Below are 19,065 nucleotides of genomic sequence, written 5' to 3' on the forward strand. Positions count from 1 at the left end.
CCCATCCTAGAGCCCGGCTCGGACACCGGTCCGGCTCCAGGATCAGGCGACGGGCTCCGACACCGTCGCGCCGAACGCGGCGGGAAGGGTCGAGGTCGAGAGGTCGCGCAGCTCGTCGAGGGGCACTGTGAACAGGCCCTGCACTTCGAGCGCCGGGGCATCTCCGTCGCCGGCAGCATCGGTCACGCCGATGCGCAGCACGGGGTAGCCGCGTCCTTCGCACAGGCCGCGGAACTTCACGTCGTCCTCGCGGGGCACGCTCACGATGACGCGACCCGTGGACTCCGAGAACAGCGCGGTCGCGGCATCCACCCCGTCCCGCTCCATGATCTCGTTCAGCCAGACCCGCGCGCCCACGCCGAAGCGCATGACGGACTCGGCCAGAGCCTGCGCGAGCCCGCCGGACGACAGGTCGTGCGCCGACGAGACGAGCGCCTGCTGACCGGCCGCGTGCAGCAGTTCGGCAAGCTTCTTCTCGTTCGCCAGGTCGACCGCCGGCGGGCGACCGCCGAGGTGACCGTGGATCGTGCCGGCCCACTGCGAGCCCGACAGCTCGGTCGCGGTCACGCCCAGCAGGTAGATGTTCTCGCCGGCGTCCTGCCAGCCCGACGGGATGCGCCGGGCGACGTCGTCGATGATGCCGAGCACGCCGACGACCGGGGTCGGGAAGATCGGCTGGTCACCAGTCTGGTTGTAGAACGAGACGTTGCCGCCCGTGACGGGAACGCCCAGCTCGAGGCATCCGTCCGACAGGCCGTCGACGGCCTGCGAGAACTGCCACATGACCTCGGGGTTCTCGGGCGAGCCGAAGTTGAGGCAGTCGGTGACCGCCGTCGGCACCGCGCCGGTCACGGCGACGTTGCGGTACGCCTCGGCCAGGGCGAGCTTGGCGCCCTGGTACGGGTCGAGCTGGCAGTAGCGCCCGTTGCAGTCCGTCGCGATGGCGAAGCCGAGGCCGGAGTGCTCGTCGACGCGGATCATGCCGGCGTCATCGGGGAACGACAGCGCCGTGTTGCCGAGCACGTAGTAGTCGTACTGGTTGGTCACCCACGAGGTGTCGGCGAGGTTCGGGCTCGCGACCAGCTGCGTGAACTGACGGCGGAGCGTGTCGGGGTCGAGATCGCGCGGCAGAGCGGACGCCGAGTCCTCGCGCAGCGCGTCGATCCAGGTCGGGTAGGCGACCGGGCGCTCGTAGACGGGTCCGTCGACCGCGACGGTCGACGGGTCGACGTTGACGATCTCTTCGCCGTGCCAGAAGATCTGCAGCCGCCCGTCGCCGGTGACCTCGCCGAGCACACTGGTCTCGACGTCCCACTTGGCGGTCACGGCGAGGAACTTCGCGAGCTTCTCGGGAGCCACGATCGCCATCATGCGCTCCTGGCTCTCGCTCATCAGGATCTCTTCGGGCGTCAGCGTCGGGTCGCGCAGCAGCACGTTCTCGAGGTCGACCCGCATGCCCGAGCCGCCGTTGGCGGCGAGCTCCGACGTGGCGCACGAGATGCCGGCGGCGCCGAGGTCCTGGATAGCCTCGACGAGCTCGTCCTTGTACAGCTCGAGGCAGCACTCGATGAGCACCTTCTCGGCGAACGGGTCGCCCACCTGCACGGCGGGGCGCTTGGTGGGGCCGCCGTCGGCGAACGTGTCGGAGGCGAGGATGGATGCCCCGCCGATGCCGTCGCCGCCGGTGCGGGCTCCGAACAGCACGACCTTGTTGCCGGCGCCCGAGGCGTTCGCGAGCTTGAGGTCCTCGTGGCGCAGGACCCCGACCGCGAGGGCATTGACGAGCGGGTTGCCCTGGTACACCGCGTCGAAGACGGTCTCGCCGCCGATGTTCGGCAGGCCGAGGCAATTGCCGTAGAACGAGATGCCGCTCACGACGCCGTGCACCACGCGAGCGGTGTCGGGGTTATCGATCGCGCCGAAGCGCAGCTGGTCCATGATCGCGACCGGGCGTGCGCCCATCGAGATGATGTCGCGGACGATGCCGCCGACGCCGGTCGCGGCGCCCTGGAACGGCTCGATGTAGCTGGGGTGGTTGTGCGACTCGACCTTGAAGGTGACGGCCCAGCCCTCGCCGATGTCGACGACGCCGGCGTTCTGGCCCATGCCCACCATGAGGCGGGTCTTCATCTCGTCCGAGACCTTCTCGCCGAACTTGCGCAGGTAGATCTTCGACGACTTGTAGGAGCAGTGCTCCGACCACATCACTGAGTACATCGCCAGCTCGCCCGACGTGGGGCGGCGGCCGAGGATCTCGCGGATGCGCTCGTACTCGTCGGGCTTGAGGCCGAGCGCCGCGTACGGCTGCTCCTTCTCGGGAGTGGCGGCGGCGTTGTCGACGGTGTCGGCGGCCGGGCGTGCCGGAGCGGTGTTCTCGATGGGGGTGGTCACGCGGCTGCACTCCAGAAATCAGGGGATGCCGGACCTGACCAGTCTAGTCGGCGACCTGTACCCGGTCGGCTGCCGGCAAGTCCGCTGCCGGGCGCACGGCGCTCGTCGCCCACGCCGCGCCGATGGCCAGCACCGCGAGGGCGATTCCCGCGACCACGGCCGCCGCCACCCCGGCACTGTCGAGGGCGACGCCGCCGGCGAAGGCGCCGAGTGCGATGCCGGCGTTGACCGCCGATGCGGGGAGCGAGGAGGCGAGCGGAGCACCGGGACCGGCGAGGCTGACCACACGGTGCTGGATCGAAGCGCCCGTGCCCATGCCGAACAGCCCGACGCCGAAGACCGCGGCACCGGCGACGATCGGATTCGCCCCGAACACGACGAGCACGGTGAGCGAAAGTCCCACCCCGACGGCGCCGACGATGAGCGTGAGCGCCGCGTTCGCGTCGGCGAACCGGCCGCCGGCGAACGACCCGATCGCCGTGGCTACCCCGTAGACCAGCAGGTACGCCGTCGCGACCGCGCCGGTCGTGCCCGTCACCTGATCGAGGAACGGGATCAGGTAGGTGATCGCCGAGAGCATTGCGGCGAACGTGAGCAGGCTCACGCCGAGGACGGCGAGCACGCGCGGCGCGAAGGCGTGGCGGGCCTGGCCGAGTGCACGATGCTCGCCGGATGCCGGGACCGAGGGCAGCACCAGGAATGCGATCACGAGCACGACCAGCCCGACGGCGACGACGCCGGCGAACGAACCTCGCCAGCCGATCGCCTGGCCGAGCAGCGTGCCGAGCGGCATCCCGACCGCGCTCGACATCGCGAAGCCGCCGATGATCAGCGCCATCGCGCGCCCGGCGCGCTGCGGCGGGACGATGGTCGTCGCGGTCACCATGGCGGCGGCGATGAACAGGCCCTGGACGCCGCCGATCACGACTCGCGCGATGACGAACAGTGTGTAGTCGGCGGTGAGCACCGGCACCAGGTTCGCCAGGATGAACGCGCAGATCGCGCCGAGCAGCACCGCGCGCCGGTCGAAGCGCGTGAGCGCGAAGGTGAGCAGGGGGCCGCCGACCGCGAGGCCGAGCGCGTTGGCGGTGACCAGCGCGCCGGCGGCCGACAGCGACACCGAGAGATCGGCGGCGATGAGGTCGATCATGCCCACGACGAGCATCTCGGCGCAGCCCATGACGAAGGCTCCCGCGAACAGGATCGCGAGGACGACGGTCGTGCGGACGGATGTGTGCAGCTCGGTCATTGCTCCTCCTCAAGATGCGTGCAACTGCAGAGTTGCACATGTTTGGAGACTAATGCAACTTCGAAGTTGCAGTTAAGAAGGGTGCTGAGTTTTTCGACGGAGTGTTGACATGGCGACCGAGCGGGCATAACGTACAACCAAATGGTTGTACAAATGGAGCTCAGTGATGAAGAGATCGACCGCGTCTTCCACGCACTCGCGGCGGCGACGCGACGCGACATCCTCCGGCGCACGATCGAGGGCGAGCATTCGGTCTCGGCGCTCGCCGGCGACTACGACATGTCGTTCGCCGCGGTGCAGAAGCACGTCGCCGTACTCGAGGCGGCCGGCCTCATCGTCAAGCGCGCCGAGGGCCGCGAGCGTCTCGTCCGAGCGGATCCGGCCATGATCGCCCGCGCCCGCGCATTGCTCGCCCGCTACGAGGAACTGTGGCGGTCCCGCATCGACCGGCTCGACGCGATTCTCGCCGAACCGCGCAACACCGACGCGGCTCCCTCGGAACCGACCGACTGAAGCAACCCAACGCACGACACGCACGACCGACAACAAGGAGAACGACGATGCCCGTCACCGAAGTCACCACCGACGCCGAAGCGCTCACCATGACGCTGACCGCCGAGTTCCCCGCCCCGATCGAGCGCCTGTGGGAGGTCTTCACCGACCCGCGGCAGCTCGAGCGGTTCTGGGGCCCGCCCGGATACCCCGCCACCTTCACGTCATTCGACCTCACCGTCGGCGGCCGTGCCCGCTACCACATGACCAGCCCTCAGGGTGAGAAGTACCACGCGACCTGGGAGTTCCTCGAACTGGACGGACCGCGATCGTTCACCGTGCTGGATTCGTTCGCCGACGAGGACGGCAGGGTCAACGAAGAGCTGCCCACATCGCGAATGACCCTCGTCTTCGAGCCGACCGCGACGGGATCGCGCCTCGAGAGCGTCACGCGCTTCACATCGGCCGAAGCGCTCGAGCAGGTCGTCGCGATGGGCATGATCGAGGGAACGACCATGGCGATCGACCAGCTGGGCCGCGTCCTGGAGGGGCTCCGCGCGTACGCCCAGGGCAAGGGCACGCAGACCGAGATCCTCGACGACACCCACGTGCGCATCACCCGCCTCATCGAGGGACCGATCGATCTGGTGTGGCGCGCGCACCACGAGCCCGAACTGCTCAGGAAGTGGATGCTCGGACCCGACGGGTGGAGCCTTGTCGAGTGCGAGGTCGCATCCGAGGTCGGCGCGAAGTACCGCTACGTGTGGGAGCCCGGCGAGGGCATCGAGGGCGAGCGCTTCGGGTTCGACGGCGAGGCCCTCCTGATCGAACCGCCGCGTCGCGCCGTGACGACCGAACACATGACGGGCACCGACTACCCGGGAACGCTCAACGACCTCAACCTCGAAGAGGAGGACGGCGCGACCCTCATCACGCTGTTCATCGAGTACCCCGACAAGGAGACCCGCGACATCGTGCTGGCGACCGGCATGACCGAGGGCATGGAGTCCAGCTACGCCCGCCTCGAGGGCGTGCTCGCCGCCGTCTGACCCGCAGGACGAGCAAGATCCGGATGCCGCGGCCCGTGGCATCCGGATCTTCGTCCGTATTGTTGACCCGTGGACTTCTCCTTCGCCTTCACGCCCGATCTGATCGCCGTCTTCGTGACGCTGTTCGTGCTCGAGGTGGTCCTCGGCGTCGACAACGTCATCTTCATCTCGATCCTCGCGTCCAAGCTCCCCAAGGAGCAGCAGGCCAAGGCCCGCAACCTCGGACTCACGCTCGCGATGGTGATCCGCGTCATCCTGGTGCTCTTCGCCGGGTGGATCATCACGCTCAAGGAAGAGATCTTCGTCGTGTTCGGAATCGGGTTCTCGTGGAAGGACCTCATCCTCATCGCGGGCGGTCTGTTCCTCGTCTACAAGGCCGTGACCGAGATCCACCACAAGCTCGAGGGCGCGGAGGAGGAGCACGGCGGCGCCGGCCGGAAGGCCGTGACATTCGGCTCGGTGCTCGCGCAGATCCTCGCGCTCGACATCGTCTTCTCGCTCGACTCCGTCATCACCGCGGTCGGCATGACCGAGAACCTGGTCGTGATCATCACGGTCGTCGTGCTGTCGTTCGGCATCATGCTCTTCGCCGCCCGCTTCATCTTCATGTTCGTCAACAAGCACCCCACGGTGAAGATGCTCGCGCTGTCGTTCCTCCTGCTGATCGGCGTCTTCCTGGTCGCCGAAGGCTTCGGGTTCCACATCGACAAGGCCTTCATCTACGGGCCGATGGCATTCGCGATCTTCGTCGAGGCGCTCAACCTCGTGTACTCGGCACGCAAGGCCAAGCGGGCCCAGAAAGAGCAGCACGCGGTGCAGTTGCGCCCGCAGTACCCGGACGTCGACGAGTCCGCCGCCGTGCACGCGGCGCTGTCGACCGACCCGCACGCGGGTTCGGTCGGTCTGTCGAACAAGCCCGTGACCGGCGACGATGCCCCCGTGCCCGGCGAGCGCCAGGGCCTGGGCTGACGTCGCGGCCTGTGCACAACTCCTGAACTCCGCGGCCGACTGCCGCCGTTCAGGGCACCGAACGGTGCGGTCGGGGTCGCTCAGGAGTTGCGCACGCGCAACCGATGCCTGACGCGACCCGTCAGTCCACGACGAGCCGGTAGCCCATGCCCTGCTCGGTGAGCAGGTGCGCGGGGTGCCCGGGGTCGGGCTCGAGCTTCTTGCGCAGCTGCGACATGTACAGCCGCAGATAGCCGGTGTCGGTGACCTGCTCGGTGCCCCACAGGTCCTTCAGGAGCGCCTGTCGCGTCACGAGCGTGCCGGGGTTGCGCGCCAGGAACTCGAGGATGCGCCACTCGGTCGGCGTGAGGTGCACGCGCTCGCCGGCGCGCGAGACCGACTTGGCGGCGAGATCCACGGTGACATCGGCGAAGCTCACGACGGGATCCTCGGATGCTGTGGCCACCCGCCGCGACAGCGCGCGAAGTCGCGCGAGCAGCTCGTCGACCTGGAACGGCTTGGTGACGTAGTCGTCGGCGCCTGCGTCCAGCGCTTCGACCTTGTCGGCGGACCCCGTCCGGCCCGACACCACGATGATCGGCGCCGTCGACCAGCCCCGCAGGGCCTGGATCACGCCGACGCCGTCCAGGCGTGGCATCCCCAGGTCCACCATCACGATGTCGGGATGCTCCTTCGCCGCCAGCGCGATCGCCGACGGCCCGTCGGGGGCCGCGACCACCTCGTAGCCGTGGGCGGCGAGGGTGATGCGCAGGGCGCGCACGAGCTGCGGATCGTCGTCGGCGATCAGCACCTTCACGCGGTTGCTCCGTCCTGGTCGGCGGCGTCGGCAGTGTCGCCCGCCACCGGGAGCGAGACGACCATGGTGAGGCCTCCGCCGGGAGTGTCCTCGGGCGTGAGCGTACCGCCCATGCCCTCGGTGAACCCCTTCGACAGCGCCAGGCCTAGTCCCAGACCCGTGGTGTTGTCGATGTCGCCGAGCCGCTGGAAGGGCGCGAACATCTCCTCGCGGCGTTCGGGCGAGACCCCCGGGCCACGGTCGACGATGCGCACCTGGACGGTCCCGCCCAGGCGGCTCGTCGCTATCCGCACACGCGAACCGTCCGGCGCGTGACGCAGTGCGTTGGCGAGCACATTGACCAGCACGCGCTGCAGCAGGACCGCGTCGGCGCGGACGGCAGGCAGGTCGCGATCCAGCGCGAGCTCGACCGCCTCCGGACCTGCTCCCAGCTCGTCGACCGCGGCGAGCACGATCTCGTCGGCATCGATCGGGGCGAGCGATACGGCGAGCACGCCTGCCTCGATACGGCTCACGTCCAGCAGGTCGGTCACGAGTGTCGACAGCGTGACGAGCGACTCCTCGGCGGTCGCGAGCAGCTCACCGCGATCCTCGCTCGACAACTGGGCTCCGGCGGCGCGCAGCCCGCCGACCGCGGCGACTGCGGCGGCGAGCGGCCGGCGCAGGTCGTGGCTCACCGCCGAGAGCAGGGCGCTGCGCACCTGGTCGGTCTCGGCGAGCATCTCGGCCGCGCGGGCGGCCTCCTGCAGCTCGTCCTGCTCGAGGGCGGCGCCCAGCTGTGCCACGACGACGTCGAGCAGCCGGCGCTCCGACGTGTCGAGCTCGGGTCCGTGCAGCTCGAGCCGAGCGCGCGCCCCGATCGGCGTGACGAGGTGACGATCGTCGCGCAGCGGCTCGCCATCGGTGGCGATGACCTCACCTGAGGTGGCGATGAGTCGCACCCCCGACATCCCGAACGCCTCGCGCGTGCGCGACACGAGCGCCGGCACGGCGCCCTGGCCCCGCAGCACGCTGCCCGCGACGGTGGCCAGCAGCTCGGACTCGGCCGCCGATCGGGTCGCGGCGCGCGCGGCACGGGCGGCGCGATCGACGACATAGCTGACGAGCACCGCGATCACGACGTAGAGGGCCAGCGCCCATGCGTTGCGCGGATCCGAGATCGTCACGGTGTGGAAGGGCTGGACGAAGAAGAAGTTGAGCGTGAATCCCGACATCACCGCGGCGAACACGGCCGGCCAGATGCCGCCCACCAGGGCGACCAGCACGACGAGCAGCTGATACGCCAGCACGTCGCTCGTGATCGTCTCTTCGCTGCGGATGGTCACGAGCAGCCACGTCAGCAGCGGTCCGCCGACGAGCGCGAGTGCGAACCCGAGCACGCGCCGCTTGACGCTGAGGGCGCCGCCGGTCAGGCGGGGCAGCGCGAAGCGCCCGCCGGCCGCGGCGTGCGACACGATGTGCACGTCGATGTCTCCGGATTCGCGGATCACGGTCGCGCCGATTCCCGGACCGGTGAGAGCGGCGGCGAGCCGGCCGCGGCGGCTGACTCCGATCACCAGCTGCGTCGCGTCCACCGACCGGGCGAACTCCACGAGCGCGCGGGGCACGTCGTCCTCGACGACCTGGTGGTACGTGCCGCCCAGCGACTCGACGAGCGCCCTCTGGTTGGCGAGCGCGCCGGGTGCGGCATCCCGCAGTCCGTCCTGACTCGACACGTGCACGGCGAGCAGTTCGCCCCCCGCCGCGCGCGAGGCGATCCGCGCCCCGCGGCGGACGAGGGTCTCGCCCTCGGGTCCGCCGGTGAGGGCCACCACGACGCGCTCGCGGGCCTGCCACGTGCCTTCGATGCCGTGCTCGGCGCGGTAGGACTTCAGGGCGCTGTCGACCTCGTCGGCCAGCCACAGCAGGGCGAGTTCGCGGAGCGCGGTGAGGTTTCCCAGCCGGAAGTAGTTCGACAGGGCGGCGTCGACCCGCTCCGCCGGGTACACCACGCCCGCCGAAAGCCGGTCGCGCAGCGATTCGGGGGCGAGGTCGACGACCTCGATCTGGTCGGCGCCGCGGACCACGGCATCCGGAACCGTCTCTCGCTGCGGCACGCCGGTGATCTGCTCGACGACTCCGCCGAGTGACTCGATGTGCTGCACGTTCACCGTCGTGATGACGTCGATGCCGGCGTCGAGCAGTTCGGCGACGTCCTGCCAGCGCTTGCCATGGCGCGATCCCGGCGCGTTGGTGTGCGCGAGCTCATCGACCAGCGCGATGGACGGATGCCGCTGCAGCACGCCGTCGAGATCCATCTCGGTCAGCTCAACCCCGCGGTGGGTCACCGTGGCCCGCGGCATGACGGGGAGGCCCTCGACCAGCGCTGCGGTCGCGGTGCGCCCGTGGGTCTCGACGACGGCGATCACGACATCGCGGCCGTCCTCGCGCAGGCGGCGGCCCTCTTCGAGCATCTCGTAGGTCTTGCCCACTCCCGGTGCGGCCCCGAGCAGCACCCGCAGCTTGCCGCGCTTCATGTCGTCACCCTATTCGCTGTTCCGGATGCGCTCGCCGGTCACGATCGGCCGGGTCATCGGCCCAGCGCGTCGAGCGCGAGGTTGAGCTCGAGCACGTTCACGCGCGGCTCGCCGAGGAAGCCGAGATCGCGCTGCTGCGTGTGCGCGTCGACGATGGCGCGCACCTCGGCGACGTAGAGTCCGCGCTCCTGGGCGACGCGCGGTGCCTGCAGCATCGCGTACGCCGGGCTGATGTGGGGATCCAGGCCCGAACCCGAGGCGGTCACCGCGTCGGCCGGGATCTGGGCAGGGTCGACGCCCTCGAGCTCGGCGATGGCAGCCCGCCGCTCCTCGATCGCCGTGATGAGGTCGGCGTTCTCGGGGCCCAGGTTCGAGCCGCTCGACGCGCCGCCGTCGTACCCGTCACCCGCCGCCGAGGGTCGCGACTGGAAGTACTCGGGGAAGGCGTTGCCGTCGGGGTCCTCGAAGGACTGCCCGATGAGAGCGGATCCGACGGTCTCGCCGGACGCATCCCTCACGCGCGAGCCGTCCGCCTGCCAGGGCAGGGCGATCTGGCCGAGCGCCGTGACGAGAAGCGTGTAGCCGACGCCGAGGACGAGCGTGAAGACGAGCATCGCTCGCACGGCGACACCGGTGGTGCGCACGGTGGCGCGGGCGGTGGTGGACATGTCGATGTCTCCTTCGAAACCTTCAGAAGCCGGGGACGAGGCTCACGACGAGGTCGATGAGCTTGATGCCGATGAATGGCGCGATGACGCCGCCGAGGCCGTAGACGAACAGGTTGCGGCTGAGCACCTGCGACGCGCTCGCCGCCCGGTACTTCACGCCCCGCAGCGCGAGCGGGATGAGGAACACGATCACGATCGCGTTGAAGATGATCGCGCTCATGACGGCGGATGCCGGAGAGTTGAGCTGCATGACGTTCAGCGCGGCGAGCCCCGGGAACACGCCCATGAACATCGCCGGGACGATCGCGAAGTACTTGGCGATGTCGTTGGCGAGCGAGAACGTCGTGAGCGCGCCGCGCGTGATGAGCAGCTGCTTGCCGATCCGGACGATGTCGATGAGCTTGGTCGGGTCGCTGTCGAGGTCGACCATGTTGCCGGCCTCCTTCGCCGCCGACGTGCCCGTGTTCATCGCGACGCCGACGTCGGCCTGCGCGAGCGCCGGAGCGTCGTTGGTGCCGTCGCCGGTCATCGCGACGAGGTTGCCGCCCGCCTGCTCACGCTTGATGAGCGCCAGCTTGTCTTCGGGCGTCGCCTCGGCAAGGTAGTCGTCGACTCCCGCCTCCTTCGCGATGGCCGCAGCCGTGAGCGGGTTGTCGCCGGTGATCATGACGGTGCGGATGCCCATCGTGCGCAGCTCGTCGAACCGCTCCCGCAGGCCGTCCTTGACGATGTCCTTGAGGTGGATCACGCCGAGCAGCCGGCCCCGAGCCGCGCCTTCCAGAACAGCGCCTTCCAGAACAGCGCCTTCCAGGACCGCGACGACCAGCGGAGTGCCGCCGGATTGGGCGATGGCATCCGTCCCGCTCGTCAGCTGCGTGCGCGTCGCGGCGGTGAGGGGGACTCCGGATGCCTCGAGCCACGCGAGCACCGCGGACCCCGCGCCCTTCCGCACCTGCGTGCCGTCGGCGAGGTCGACGCCGCTCATGCGGGTCTGCGCCGTGAAGGGCACGGCGACCGCGTCGGGCGGAGTCTCGGCGCGGACGCCACGGAGGGCGGCGAGCTCGACCACCGAGACGCCCTCGGGAGTGGGGTCGGCCAGCGACGAGAGTGAGGCGGCACGTGCGAGTTCGTCTTCGCCGACCCCGGGCATCGCGACGAAGTCGGACGCGCGCCGGTTGCCATACGTGATGGTGCCGGTCTTGTCGAGGAGCAGCGTGGTCACGTCGCCGGCGGCCTCCACGGCGCGGCCCGACATCGCCAGGACGTTGGCCTGCACGAGGCGGTCCATGCCGGCGATTCCGATCGCCGACAGCAGGGCGCCGATGGTCGTCGGGATGAGGCAGATCAGAAGGGCCACGAGCACCGGGATGCTGACCGGCGAGGCGGCGTATGAGGCGATCGGGTTCAGCGTCATCACGACGACGACGAACACGATCGACAGGCTGGCGAGCAGGATGCCGAGGGCGATCTCGTTGGGGGTCTTCTGGCGGCTCGCGCCCTCGACGAGGGCGATCATGCGGTCGACGAAGGTCTCGCCCGGCTTAGAGGTGATGCGCACCACGATGCGGTCCGAGAGCACCCGCGTGCCGCCGGTGACGGCCGAGCGGTCGCCGCCGGACTCACGGACGACAGGGGCCGACTCGCCCGTGATGGCCGACTCGTCGACCGTCGCGATGCCATGGATGATGTCACCGTCGCCGGGAATGAGCTCGCCCGCCGACACGATCACGACATCGCCGAGCGTGAGGTCGGACGAGGCCACCTCGCCGGTGTCGGCGAGTATGGCCGCGGCATCCTGAATCTCGTCGTACTGCGGGACGCGACGGGCCATGGTCGACGTGCGAGTCTTGCGCAGCGTGGCCGCCTGCGCCTTGCCTCGCCCCTCGGCGACCGATTCGGCCACGTTCGCGAACAGCACCGTGAGCCACAGCCAGATCGCGATGCCCCACGTGAAGCCGAACGGCACCGGCGTGCCGCCGGAGTCGCCCGCCCCGCCGAGGAACGGCTCGGCGATCGCGATCACGGTGGTGAGCGCGGCGCCGACCCACACCAGGAACATGACCGGGTTGCGCCACAGGGCGGCCGGGCTGAGCTTGCGCACGGCGCCCGGGAGCGCCTGCATCAGTTGCTCCCATCCGAACGCACGAGTCGTGCGGCGAGGGTGCTCGCGCGCCGGCTGAGGAGCCGAGGGGAGGGATGGACGGGTGGGAGTGGTGAGGGACATGAGTCAGACGAGCCCTTCCGCCAGGGGACCCAGCGTGAGAACGGGGAAATAGGTGAGTGCCGTGATGACGACCGAGACGACGGCGAGCAGGCCGACGAACTGCGGACGATGCGTGGGAAGCGTGCCCGTCGTGGCGGGGCGCGTCGTCTGGGCCGCGAGAGAGCCGGCGAGAGCGAGCACCAGCACGATCGGGATGAACCGGCCGAGCAGCATCGCGACGCCGAGCGCGGTGTTCAGCCATGGCGTGTTCGCCGTGAGACCCGCGAACGCCGAACCGTTGTTGTTGGACGCCGACGTGAACGCGTAGAGCACCTCGCCGAGGCCGTGCACGCCCGGGTTCCAGATCGACGTGGCCTCGACGTCGGCGCGGATTACAGGGATGCCGAAGCTCAGCGCGGTGCCCGCCAGCACGAGCACCGGCGTGACGAGGATGTAGAGGCTCGCGAGCTTGATCTGCGTCGGGCCGACCTTCTTGCCGAGATACTCCGGAGTGCGTCCGATCAACAGTCCGCCCACGAACACCGCGATGACGGCGAGCACGAGCATGCCGTACAGGCCCGAGCCGACGCCGCCCGGCGCGATCTCGCCGAGCATCATGTTGACCATCGGGATCATGCCGCCCAGCGCTGTGTACGAATCGTGCATCGAGTTGACCGCGCCCGTGCTGGTGAGCGTCGTGGCGCCGGCGAACAGCGTCGAGCCGAGGATGCCGTATCGCTGCTCCTTGCCCTCCATCGCACCGCCCGCCAGCTGCGGTGCCGAACCGAGCCCCAGCGCCTCCAGCCAGGTCACCGCGGCGATGGACACGACGGCGATGGTCGCCATGACCGCGAGGATCGCGTAGCCCTGGCGGTTGTCGCCGACCATGCGCCCGAATGCGCGGGGCATGGCGACCGGAATCGCCAGCAGCAGCAGGATCTCGAGGACGTTGGTCCAGGGCGTGGGGTTCTCGAAGGGATGCGCCGAGTTGGCGTTGAAGAATCCGCCGCCGTTCGTGCCGAGCAGCTTGATGGCCTCCTGAGAGGCGACCGGGCCGCCAGGGATCGACTGGGCGCCTCCCGTGATCGTCGTGACGTCGATGAAGCCCGCGAAGTTCTGCACGACACCGGCGGCCACGAGGGCGACTGCGGCCACGACGGCCAGCGGCAGCAGCAGGCGCGTGATGCCGCGCACCAGATCGACCCAGAAGTTGCCGATCGTCGCCGAGCCGCGGCGGGCGAACCCTCGCACGAGCGCCACGGCGACGGCGATTCCGACCGCCGCCGACACGAAGTTCTGCACCGCGAGCCCCGCAAGCTGCACCGTGTAGCCCAGCGTCAGCTCGGGCGAGTACGACTGCCAGTTCGTATTCGTCACGAACGAGACGGCGGTGTTGAACGCGAGTCCTTCCGGAACGGCGGGGAGACCGAGCGAGACGGGGAGGATCCCCTGGAACCGCTGCAGCGCGTAGACGAAGAGCACGCCGATGAGCGAGAACGTCAGCACGCCGCGGGCGTAGGACTGCCAGGTCTGCTCCGAGGCAGGGTCGACGCCGAGCACGCGGTACACGCCGCGCTCGACGCGCCAGTCCCGGTCGGTCGTGTAGGTGCGGGCGATCCAGTCGCCGAGCGGGCGGTAGAGCAGCGCGAGGATCAGGAGCACCGTGGCGGCCTGAAGGATGCCGAGGCCGATGGTTGCGGCATCCATCAGAACTTCTCCGGCTTCACGAGGGCGACGACGAGGTAGACCACCGCGGCGAGGCCGAGCAGGCCGGCGACCACCGACAGGACGATCATCGGCGCTCCTCCCCACCCGGCGCTTCACGTGAGGCCGCGCCCCGGGCCGGCGGCCCGAGCTTCTCGACCCCCTTGGCGATCAGTCCGACGAGCGCGAAGAGCGCCAGCGTCGTGACGAGGTAGATGACATCCAGCACAGAGGACTCCACGGGTGGCTTCGAGTGATCCCCGCCGCGGGGTGCGGCGGGGCGCCCACCGGAGCGGGCTCGACTCGATGCAACTCCGCCGTCGCGGACGGTCGCGGCACCCTCACGGAATCCATGCGTCGAACCGTCCCGCCCTCACGATGTCGCAACGCGTCGGACCGCAGCCTCGGCAGGCGCGCGCGAAGCGGGACCGCGTGCAGGCCGGCTGCGACGGAAGGGACTCTCAGGGCCGCCCACGGCTGCTTTGCGAGCGCTCCGGCCTGCTGTCGGCCCCGCCGTGAGCACGCGGGCGCGTTGTTCGCGGTCAGGCGCGGGCGAGGGCGTCCTCGAACGCGACCCACGCGAGCATGGCGCACTTCACGCGGGCGGTGAACTTCGACACCCCCGACAGGGCGGCGGCGTCGCCGAAGACCTCCTCGTCGAGCGGGATCTCACCGCGCGAGCGCAGGGCCTCACGGAAGCCGTCGATGAGAGCGGATGCCTCGGCTCCCGGCATCCCGTCCTCCTCCGCGACGAGCGCGGCGAGCATCGACGCCGACGCCTGCGAGATCGAGCAGCCGGCGCCCTCCCACGTGACGTCACGCACAGCGCCGTCGTCGCCGACGCGGACGCGCAGGGTGATCTCGTCGCCGCAGATCGGGTTGCGCTGGTGCGAGGTGGCGCTGCGCCCTTCTTCGTCAGCCAGGCCCTTGCCCTTCGGCCGCTTGGAGTGGTCGAGGATCAACTCCTGGTAGAGCGATTCGAGGCCGCTCATGAGCCGGCTCCGAAGAACGCGCGCACACCCGACAGGGCGTCCAGGAACGTGTCGACATCTTCCGGGGTGTTGTAGAGGGCGGCGGATGCCCGTACCGAGGCGGTCAGCCCGAATCGGCGGTGCAACGGCTGCGCGCAGTGATGCCCGACACGCACGGCGACCCCGCGGGCATCGAGGAACTGACCGACGTCGTGCGCGTGGACGCCCTCGACGTCGAACGCCCACAGACCGACGCGCTCGGCCCCCGCGGCATCGCCGAGCAGCCGGATGCCGGGGATCGCCCGCAGTCCCTCGCCCATCCGCGCCTCGAGCGACTTCTCGTGCGCGTGCACGGCGAGCATCCCGACACTCTCGAGATAGCGGACCGCCGCCGCGAGCGCGATCGCCTGCGACACCGGCTGCGTGCCGGCCTCGAACCGCTGCGGCGGCGGGAGGTATTGCGCCTCGTCGAGGGTGACGGTGGTGATCATCGAGCCGCCCGTCAGAAACGGCGGCAATGCCTCGAGCACCTCGGAGCGGCCGTAGAGGCCGCCGATGCCATACGGCGCGAGCATCTTGTGGCCTGAGAAGACGGCGAGGTCGACGCCCAGCGCCGGCAGGTCGAGCGGCAGATGCGGGGCGGACTGACACGCGTCCAGCACGGTGAGTGCGCCGACGCGCTGCGCGAGCGTAACAAGGTCGCCGACCGGGTTCACGATGCCCAGCACGTTCGAGACATGGGGGAAGGCGACGATACGGGTGCGCTCGCCGATGAGGGTGGCCGCGGCATCCGTATCGAGGGTTCCGTCATCGCGGACCGGGATGTGCCGCAGCACGGCGCCGGTGCGGGCGGCGAGCTCCTGCCACGGGATGAGGTTCGCGTGGTGCTCGCTCTCGGTAACGACGATCTCGTCGCCGGGTGCGAGAGCAAGACGAGCGGAAGCCGGGGCCCCGCGCCCTGCCGAGGCGTTGCCGATCGCGTACGCGACGAGATTGAGACCCGCCGTCGCGCCGCTCGTCCAGACCAGCTGTTCGGGCGGTGCCCCGACGAAGCGGGCCACCGTGGCGCGCGCGTCCTCGAACAGCTCGGTCGCCTCGGCCGCGAGCGTGTGCGCGCCGCGATGCACCGCCGAGTTCGAACGCGTGAGGAACGCGACCTCGGCGTCGATCACGGCCTGCGGCTTCTGGCTCGTCGCCCCCGAGTCGAGGTAGACCAGCGGATGCCCGTTCACGCGCTCGCCGAGCAGCGGAAAGTCCGCGCGGATCGCGGCGAGATCGAGGACGGGGGCGGGGCTGGTCACCCCTTAAGGCTACGCGTGATGTCGGCGCCCGGGGCTGCCGTGTCCGCTGGCAGCCGCCACCCACCCCGGGCCCGCCGCCCCGCCCTGGCCCGCCGCCGCGGCGACCTTGAAGTTGAGAAACCACGCGGAGGTTGAGAAACCACGCGCCGCGCGATGTTTCAACCTCTGCATGGTTTCTCGAGCTCGACCGTCCCGGCCCGGGCCCGATGCCGCACCGGGCCTCTGGGAGGATCGAAGGCGTGGACGAGCAGATCTTCCTCGGCGCGCTCGCCGTGACCCTGGGCGCGGTCGCCGGGGTGCTGCTGTTCGTGCCGTTCGTGGCGCTCAGCTACCGACGGCGCGGGGGTTTCGGCTTCGGGCGCTTCGTGCTGTGGGGCGCCGCCCTGGTCTACCTCATGGCCGTCTGGACGTACACGCTCCTCCCGCTGCCCGACCCCGATGCGATCCGGTGCGCCGGGGTGGGCCTCGATCCCTTTGCCTTCGCCGATGACATCCGCGAGGCCGTCGGCCGGCGGGGCCGGGGCGCGTTGACCGATCCGGCAGTGCTGCAGCTGCTGCTCAACGTGCTCCTGTTCGTGCCGCTGGGCTTCTTCCTGCGCGTGCTGGGCGGCCGCGGCATCCTGATCACTCTTCTCGTGGGTTTCGGCGTCTCGGCGCTGGTCGAGACGACGCAGCTCAGCGGTGTGTGGGGTCTGTACCCTTGCGCGTATCGCGTCTTCGACGTCGACGACCTTCTCACCAACACGCTGGGCGCGGTGCTCGGCTCGATGCTGGCGCTGCTGGTTCCGCGGCGGCACTGGGGCACGCCCCGCTTCCCCGATGCGGAGGAGCCGCGCCCGATCACGCGCTCACGCCGCTACCTCGCGATGGCCTGCGATGCGCTGGGCGCATGGCTGACGGGCATGGCGGCCGCCGTGGTGTTCCAGGTGGCCCTCTACCTGCTCGGCGCACACGCCGCGATGCGCGACGGGTCGGCCGCCGGGGTCGTCGGCACCACGACCGCGATCGTGGTCTGGCTGATCGTGGTGCTGGCCACCGGCCGCACGGTCGGCGACCTCGCGGTGCAGCTGCGTTTCACGGGAGGCCCGCTCCCGCCCGCGCTGGCCAGGCCCCTGCGCTTCGCCGGCGGCATCGGGGGCTATCTCGTACTGCTCGCGCTCCCTGGCGCGTGGGGTCTGGTCGCCGGGGTGTTCGCCGTCGCGTCGCTGGTGCTCGTCCTCACGACACCCGACCGGCGCGGACTGCCCGGGGTCGTGTCGGGTCAGCGCCTAGTCGACGCCCGTGCGGAGCGCTGATCCGGCGCCAACCCGGCGGTCCGGTCCAGCTTTCGCACGTTCGGCGGGGCGGGATCCTGCCGAACCTGGACCGCCGCCGCCGTACCCCGCGGGCGCGTGAGCAGGCGGATGCCAAGGGCACCGGCATCCGTCACCGTCAGACCGTGGGCACCGCGAGGAACTCGCGCGCGGCGACGACGAGCGCGTCGACGCCCTGGTTGAGCGTGGGCTGCAGCACCGGCGCGAAATAGGGCGAGTGGTTGGTCGGGATGTCGCGCTCGACCGTGCCGGCGGCGTGCGCGGCCGCGAACGCCTCGGGGTCGGCCCCGCCCCAGAACCAGAACACGAGGGGCGCACCGGACTCGCGCGCGAACCACGAGACGTCCTCGCTGCCGGTGAACATGCCCGGGTCCATCACGGTGCCCGCGCCGAACGCGGTGTCGAACGCGAGGGTCAGGCGCGCGGTGGCCTCGACGTCGTTGATCGTCGGGGGAAGTGTGTGGTCGGTCACGATGACCGGTGGCTCCTCGGCCCCAGAGGCCTGAGCCTCAGCGCGCACGATGCGCTCCACCTTCTCGAGCACGGCCGCGCGGGCCTCGTCGTCGGGGTAGCGCAGGCTCAACTCGAGCTTCGCCTCGGCCGGGATGATGTTGTTCTTGAGGCCCGCGTGGATCGATCCGACCGTGACCACCGCGACGTCGCGAGGGTCGATCTCGCGCGACACGATCGTCTGCAGGCGCATGACGGTCGCGGCCGCCATCACGACGGGGTCGATGGTCGCCTGCGGTCGCGAGCCGTGACCGCCGCGACCCAGCAGGGTGACGGTGAGCCCGTCGGATGCCGCCATCTGCGTGCCGCTGCGCACGCCGATCGTGCCGGCGGGGAGTGGCGTGACGTGCTGGCCGAGCACGATGTCGGGCCGCGGGAACCGGTCGAGCACGCCGTCGGCGATCATCGCCTGCGACCCGGCGCCGTACTCCTCGGCGGGCTGGAAGACGGCGACGATCGTGCCCGACCACTGATCCTTGGTGCTCACGAGCCGCTCGAGGGCGCCGAGCAGAGCGGCCACGTGCATGTCGTGTCCGCACGCGTGCATCACGGGAACGTCCGTGCCGTTGGGGTCGAGCCCGTGCGCGGTGCTGGCGTACTCCAGTCCGGTGCGCTCCTCGACCGGCAGGGCGTCCATGTCGGCGCGCAGCCACACGACCGGCCCGTCGCCGGACTCCGCTGAGTCTGACGAAGGGTTGCGGATCACCCCGACGACCCCCGTGCGGCCGACGCCCTCCTCGAACTCGATGCCGAGCTCGTCGAGGTGCTTCGCGATGACTCCGGCCGTCCGCGTCTCCTGAAAGGACAGTTCCGGATGCCGGTGAAGGTCGATGTAGAGAGCCTCGAGGTCGATCGTCATGCGGTCGAGCCTAGCCGCGGCGGACTCTCGCCCCGCCTCCGACTGCTCGGCTCGACCGGTGCCGGCCGGCTCCG

At 70.3% G+C, this 19,065-nt stretch carries 16 protein-coding genes; 4 read left to right on the forward strand and 12 right to left on the reverse strand.

What is annotated here, in order from left to right; all coding sequences use genetic code 11:
• Positions 1-42 precede the first annotated feature (42 nt).
• Together purL and ACLKM7_RS06885 are read right to left on the reverse strand one after the other, a co-directional pair.
• Complete coding sequence (gene purL, locus ACLKM7_RS06880) at positions 43-2,391, reverse strand: phosphoribosylformylglycinamidine synthase subunit PurL (RefSeq protein ID WP_436446401.1); 2,349 nt, start codon at positions 2,389-2,391, stop codon at positions 43-45.
• Between the two features lie 43 nt (positions 2,392-2,434).
• Positions 2,435-3,640, reverse strand: coding sequence for an MFS transporter (locus ACLKM7_RS06885; protein WP_436446402.1), 1,206 nt, complete (start codon positions 3,638-3,640; stop codon positions 2,435-2,437).
• 153 nt (positions 3,641-3,793) lie between these two features.
• Between ACLKM7_RS06885 and ACLKM7_RS06890 the strand changes: the two genes are divergently transcribed.
• The 3 genes from ACLKM7_RS06890 to ACLKM7_RS06900 all read left to right on the forward strand — a co-directional run bounded on the left by ACLKM7_RS06890 (position 3,794) and on the right by ACLKM7_RS06900 (position 6,150).
• Complete coding sequence (locus tag ACLKM7_RS06890; protein ID WP_436446403.1) at positions 3,794-4,153, forward strand: ArsR/SmtB family transcription factor; 360 nt, start codon at positions 3,794-3,796, stop codon at positions 4,151-4,153.
• A 47-nt stretch (positions 4,154-4,200) separates the two neighbouring features.
• Positions 4,201-5,181, forward strand: a complete 981-nt coding sequence (locus ACLKM7_RS06895; protein WP_436446404.1) for an SRPBCC family protein — start codon at positions 4,201-4,203, stop codon at positions 5,179-5,181.
• Between the two features lie 69 nt (positions 5,182-5,250).
• Entirely contained in the window at positions 5,251-6,150 is a 900-nt protein-coding gene (locus tag ACLKM7_RS06900; RefSeq protein ID WP_436446405.1) for a TerC family protein, read from the forward strand.
• A gap of 121 nt (positions 6,151-6,271) precedes the next feature.
• Here the strand turns inward: ACLKM7_RS06900 and ACLKM7_RS06905 are convergent, their stop codons facing one another.
• From ACLKM7_RS06905 to ACLKM7_RS06945, 9 genes are all read right to left on the reverse strand, one after another.
• The gene (locus ACLKM7_RS06905) at positions 6,272-6,946 is read right to left on the reverse strand and encodes a response regulator (RefSeq protein ID WP_436446406.1); all 675 of its coding nucleotides are present in this window, start codon (positions 6,944-6,946) and stop codon (positions 6,272-6,274) included.
• Entirely contained in the window at positions 6,943-9,462 is a 2,520-nt protein-coding gene (locus tag ACLKM7_RS06910; RefSeq protein WP_436446407.1) for a DUF4118 domain-containing protein, read from the reverse strand. The genes ACLKM7_RS06905 and ACLKM7_RS06910 overlap by 4 nt, the downstream gene beginning before the upstream one ends.
• A 53-nt stretch (positions 9,463-9,515) precedes the next feature.
• Complete coding sequence (gene kdpC / locus ACLKM7_RS06915; RefSeq protein ID WP_436446408.1) at positions 9,516-10,130, reverse strand: potassium-transporting ATPase subunit KdpC; 615 nt, start codon at positions 10,128-10,130, stop codon at positions 9,516-9,518.
• A 22-nt stretch (positions 10,131-10,152) separates the two neighbouring features.
• Positions 10,153-12,354, reverse strand: coding sequence for a potassium-transporting ATPase subunit KdpB (kdpB, locus tag ACLKM7_RS06920; protein ID WP_436446409.1), 2,202 nt, complete (start codon positions 12,352-12,354; stop codon positions 10,153-10,155).
• A gap of 3 nt (positions 12,355-12,357) precedes the next feature.
• Positions 12,358-14,040, reverse strand: coding sequence for a potassium-transporting ATPase subunit KdpA (gene kdpA / locus ACLKM7_RS06925; protein ID WP_436446410.1), 1,683 nt, complete (start codon positions 14,038-14,040; stop codon positions 12,358-12,360).
• Positions 14,040-14,129: a potassium-transporting ATPase subunit F gene (locus tag ACLKM7_RS06930; protein WP_436446411.1), complete on the reverse strand. Its 90-nt coding sequence runs from the start codon at positions 14,127-14,129 to the stop codon at positions 14,040-14,042. Before ACLKM7_RS06930 ends, kdpA begins: the two co-directional genes overlap by 1 nt.
• Positions 14,126-14,278: a hypothetical protein gene (locus tag ACLKM7_RS06935; protein ID WP_436446412.1), complete on the reverse strand. Its 153-nt coding sequence runs from the start codon at positions 14,276-14,278 to the stop codon at positions 14,126-14,128. Before ACLKM7_RS06935 ends, ACLKM7_RS06930 begins: the two co-directional genes overlap by 4 nt.
• A 301-nt stretch (positions 14,279-14,579) precedes the next feature.
• Positions 14,580-15,029 (reverse strand): Fe-S cluster assembly sulfur transfer protein SufU, encoded by a 450-nt coding sequence (gene sufU / locus ACLKM7_RS06940; RefSeq protein WP_436446413.1) that lies wholly within the window; start codon positions 15,027-15,029, stop codon positions 14,580-14,582.
• A complete protein-coding gene (locus tag ACLKM7_RS06945; protein ID WP_436446414.1) occupies positions 15,026-16,309 on the reverse strand; it encodes a cysteine desulfurase in 1,284 nt (427 codons plus the stop codon). The genes sufU and ACLKM7_RS06945 overlap by 4 nt, the downstream gene beginning before the upstream one ends.
• A 239-nt stretch (positions 16,310-16,548) precedes the next feature.
• On the opposite strand from ACLKM7_RS06945, the gene ACLKM7_RS06950 reads away from it, so the two are divergent.
• Positions 16,549-17,604, forward strand: coding sequence for a VanZ family protein (locus ACLKM7_RS06950; RefSeq protein WP_436446415.1), 1,056 nt, complete (start codon positions 16,549-16,551; stop codon positions 17,602-17,604).
• 136 nt (positions 17,605-17,740) lie between these two features.
• Here the strand turns inward: ACLKM7_RS06950 and ACLKM7_RS06955 are convergent, their stop codons facing one another.
• Positions 17,741-18,991, reverse strand: coding sequence for an amidohydrolase (locus tag ACLKM7_RS06955; protein ID WP_436446416.1), 1,251 nt, complete (start codon positions 18,989-18,991; stop codon positions 17,741-17,743).
• Positions 18,992-19,065: the final 74 nt, after the last annotated feature.

The organism is Microbacterium sp. I2, assembly GCF_051364985.1.
Taxonomy (GTDB): Bacteria; Actinomycetota; Actinomycetes; order Actinomycetales; family Microbacteriaceae; genus Microbacterium.

Bases quoted from the DNA above. Each gene is read 5' to 3' on its own strand.
- ACLKM7_RS06885 (WP_436446402.1), bottom strand. From the start codon at position 3,640: ATGACCGAGCTGCACACATCCGTCCGCACGACCGTCGTCCTCGCGATC.
- ACLKM7_RS06890 (WP_436446403.1), top strand. From the start codon at position 3,794: ATGGAGCTCAGTGATGAAGAGATCGACCGCGTCTTCCACGCACTCGCG.
- ACLKM7_RS06895 (WP_436446404.1), top strand. From the start codon at position 4,201: ATGCCCGTCACCGAAGTCACCACCGACGCCGAAGCGCTCACCATGACG.
- ACLKM7_RS06910 (WP_436446407.1), bottom strand. From the start codon at position 9,462: ATGAAGCGCGGCAAGCTGCGGGTGCTGCTCGGGGCCGCACCGGGAGTG.
- kdpC (WP_436446408.1), bottom strand. From the start codon at position 10,130: ATGTCCACCACCGCCCGCGCCACCGTGCGCACCACCGGTGTCGCCGTG.
- kdpB (WP_436446409.1), bottom strand. From the start codon at position 12,354: ATGTCCCTCACCACTCCCACCCGTCCATCCCTCCCCTCGGCTCCTCAG.
- kdpA (WP_436446410.1), bottom strand. From the start codon at position 14,040: ATGGATGCCGCAACCATCGGCCTCGGCATCCTTCAGGCCGCCACGGTG.
- ACLKM7_RS06930 (WP_436446411.1), bottom strand. From the start codon at position 14,129: ATGATCGTCCTGTCGGTGGTCGCCGGCCTGCTCGGCCTCGCCGCGGTG.
- sufU (WP_436446413.1), bottom strand. From the start codon at position 15,029: ATGAGCGGCCTCGAATCGCTCTACCAGGAGTTGATCCTCGACCACTCC.
- ACLKM7_RS06955 (WP_436446416.1), bottom strand. From the start codon at position 18,991: ATGACGATCGACCTCGAGGCTCTCTACATCGACCTTCACCGGCATCCG.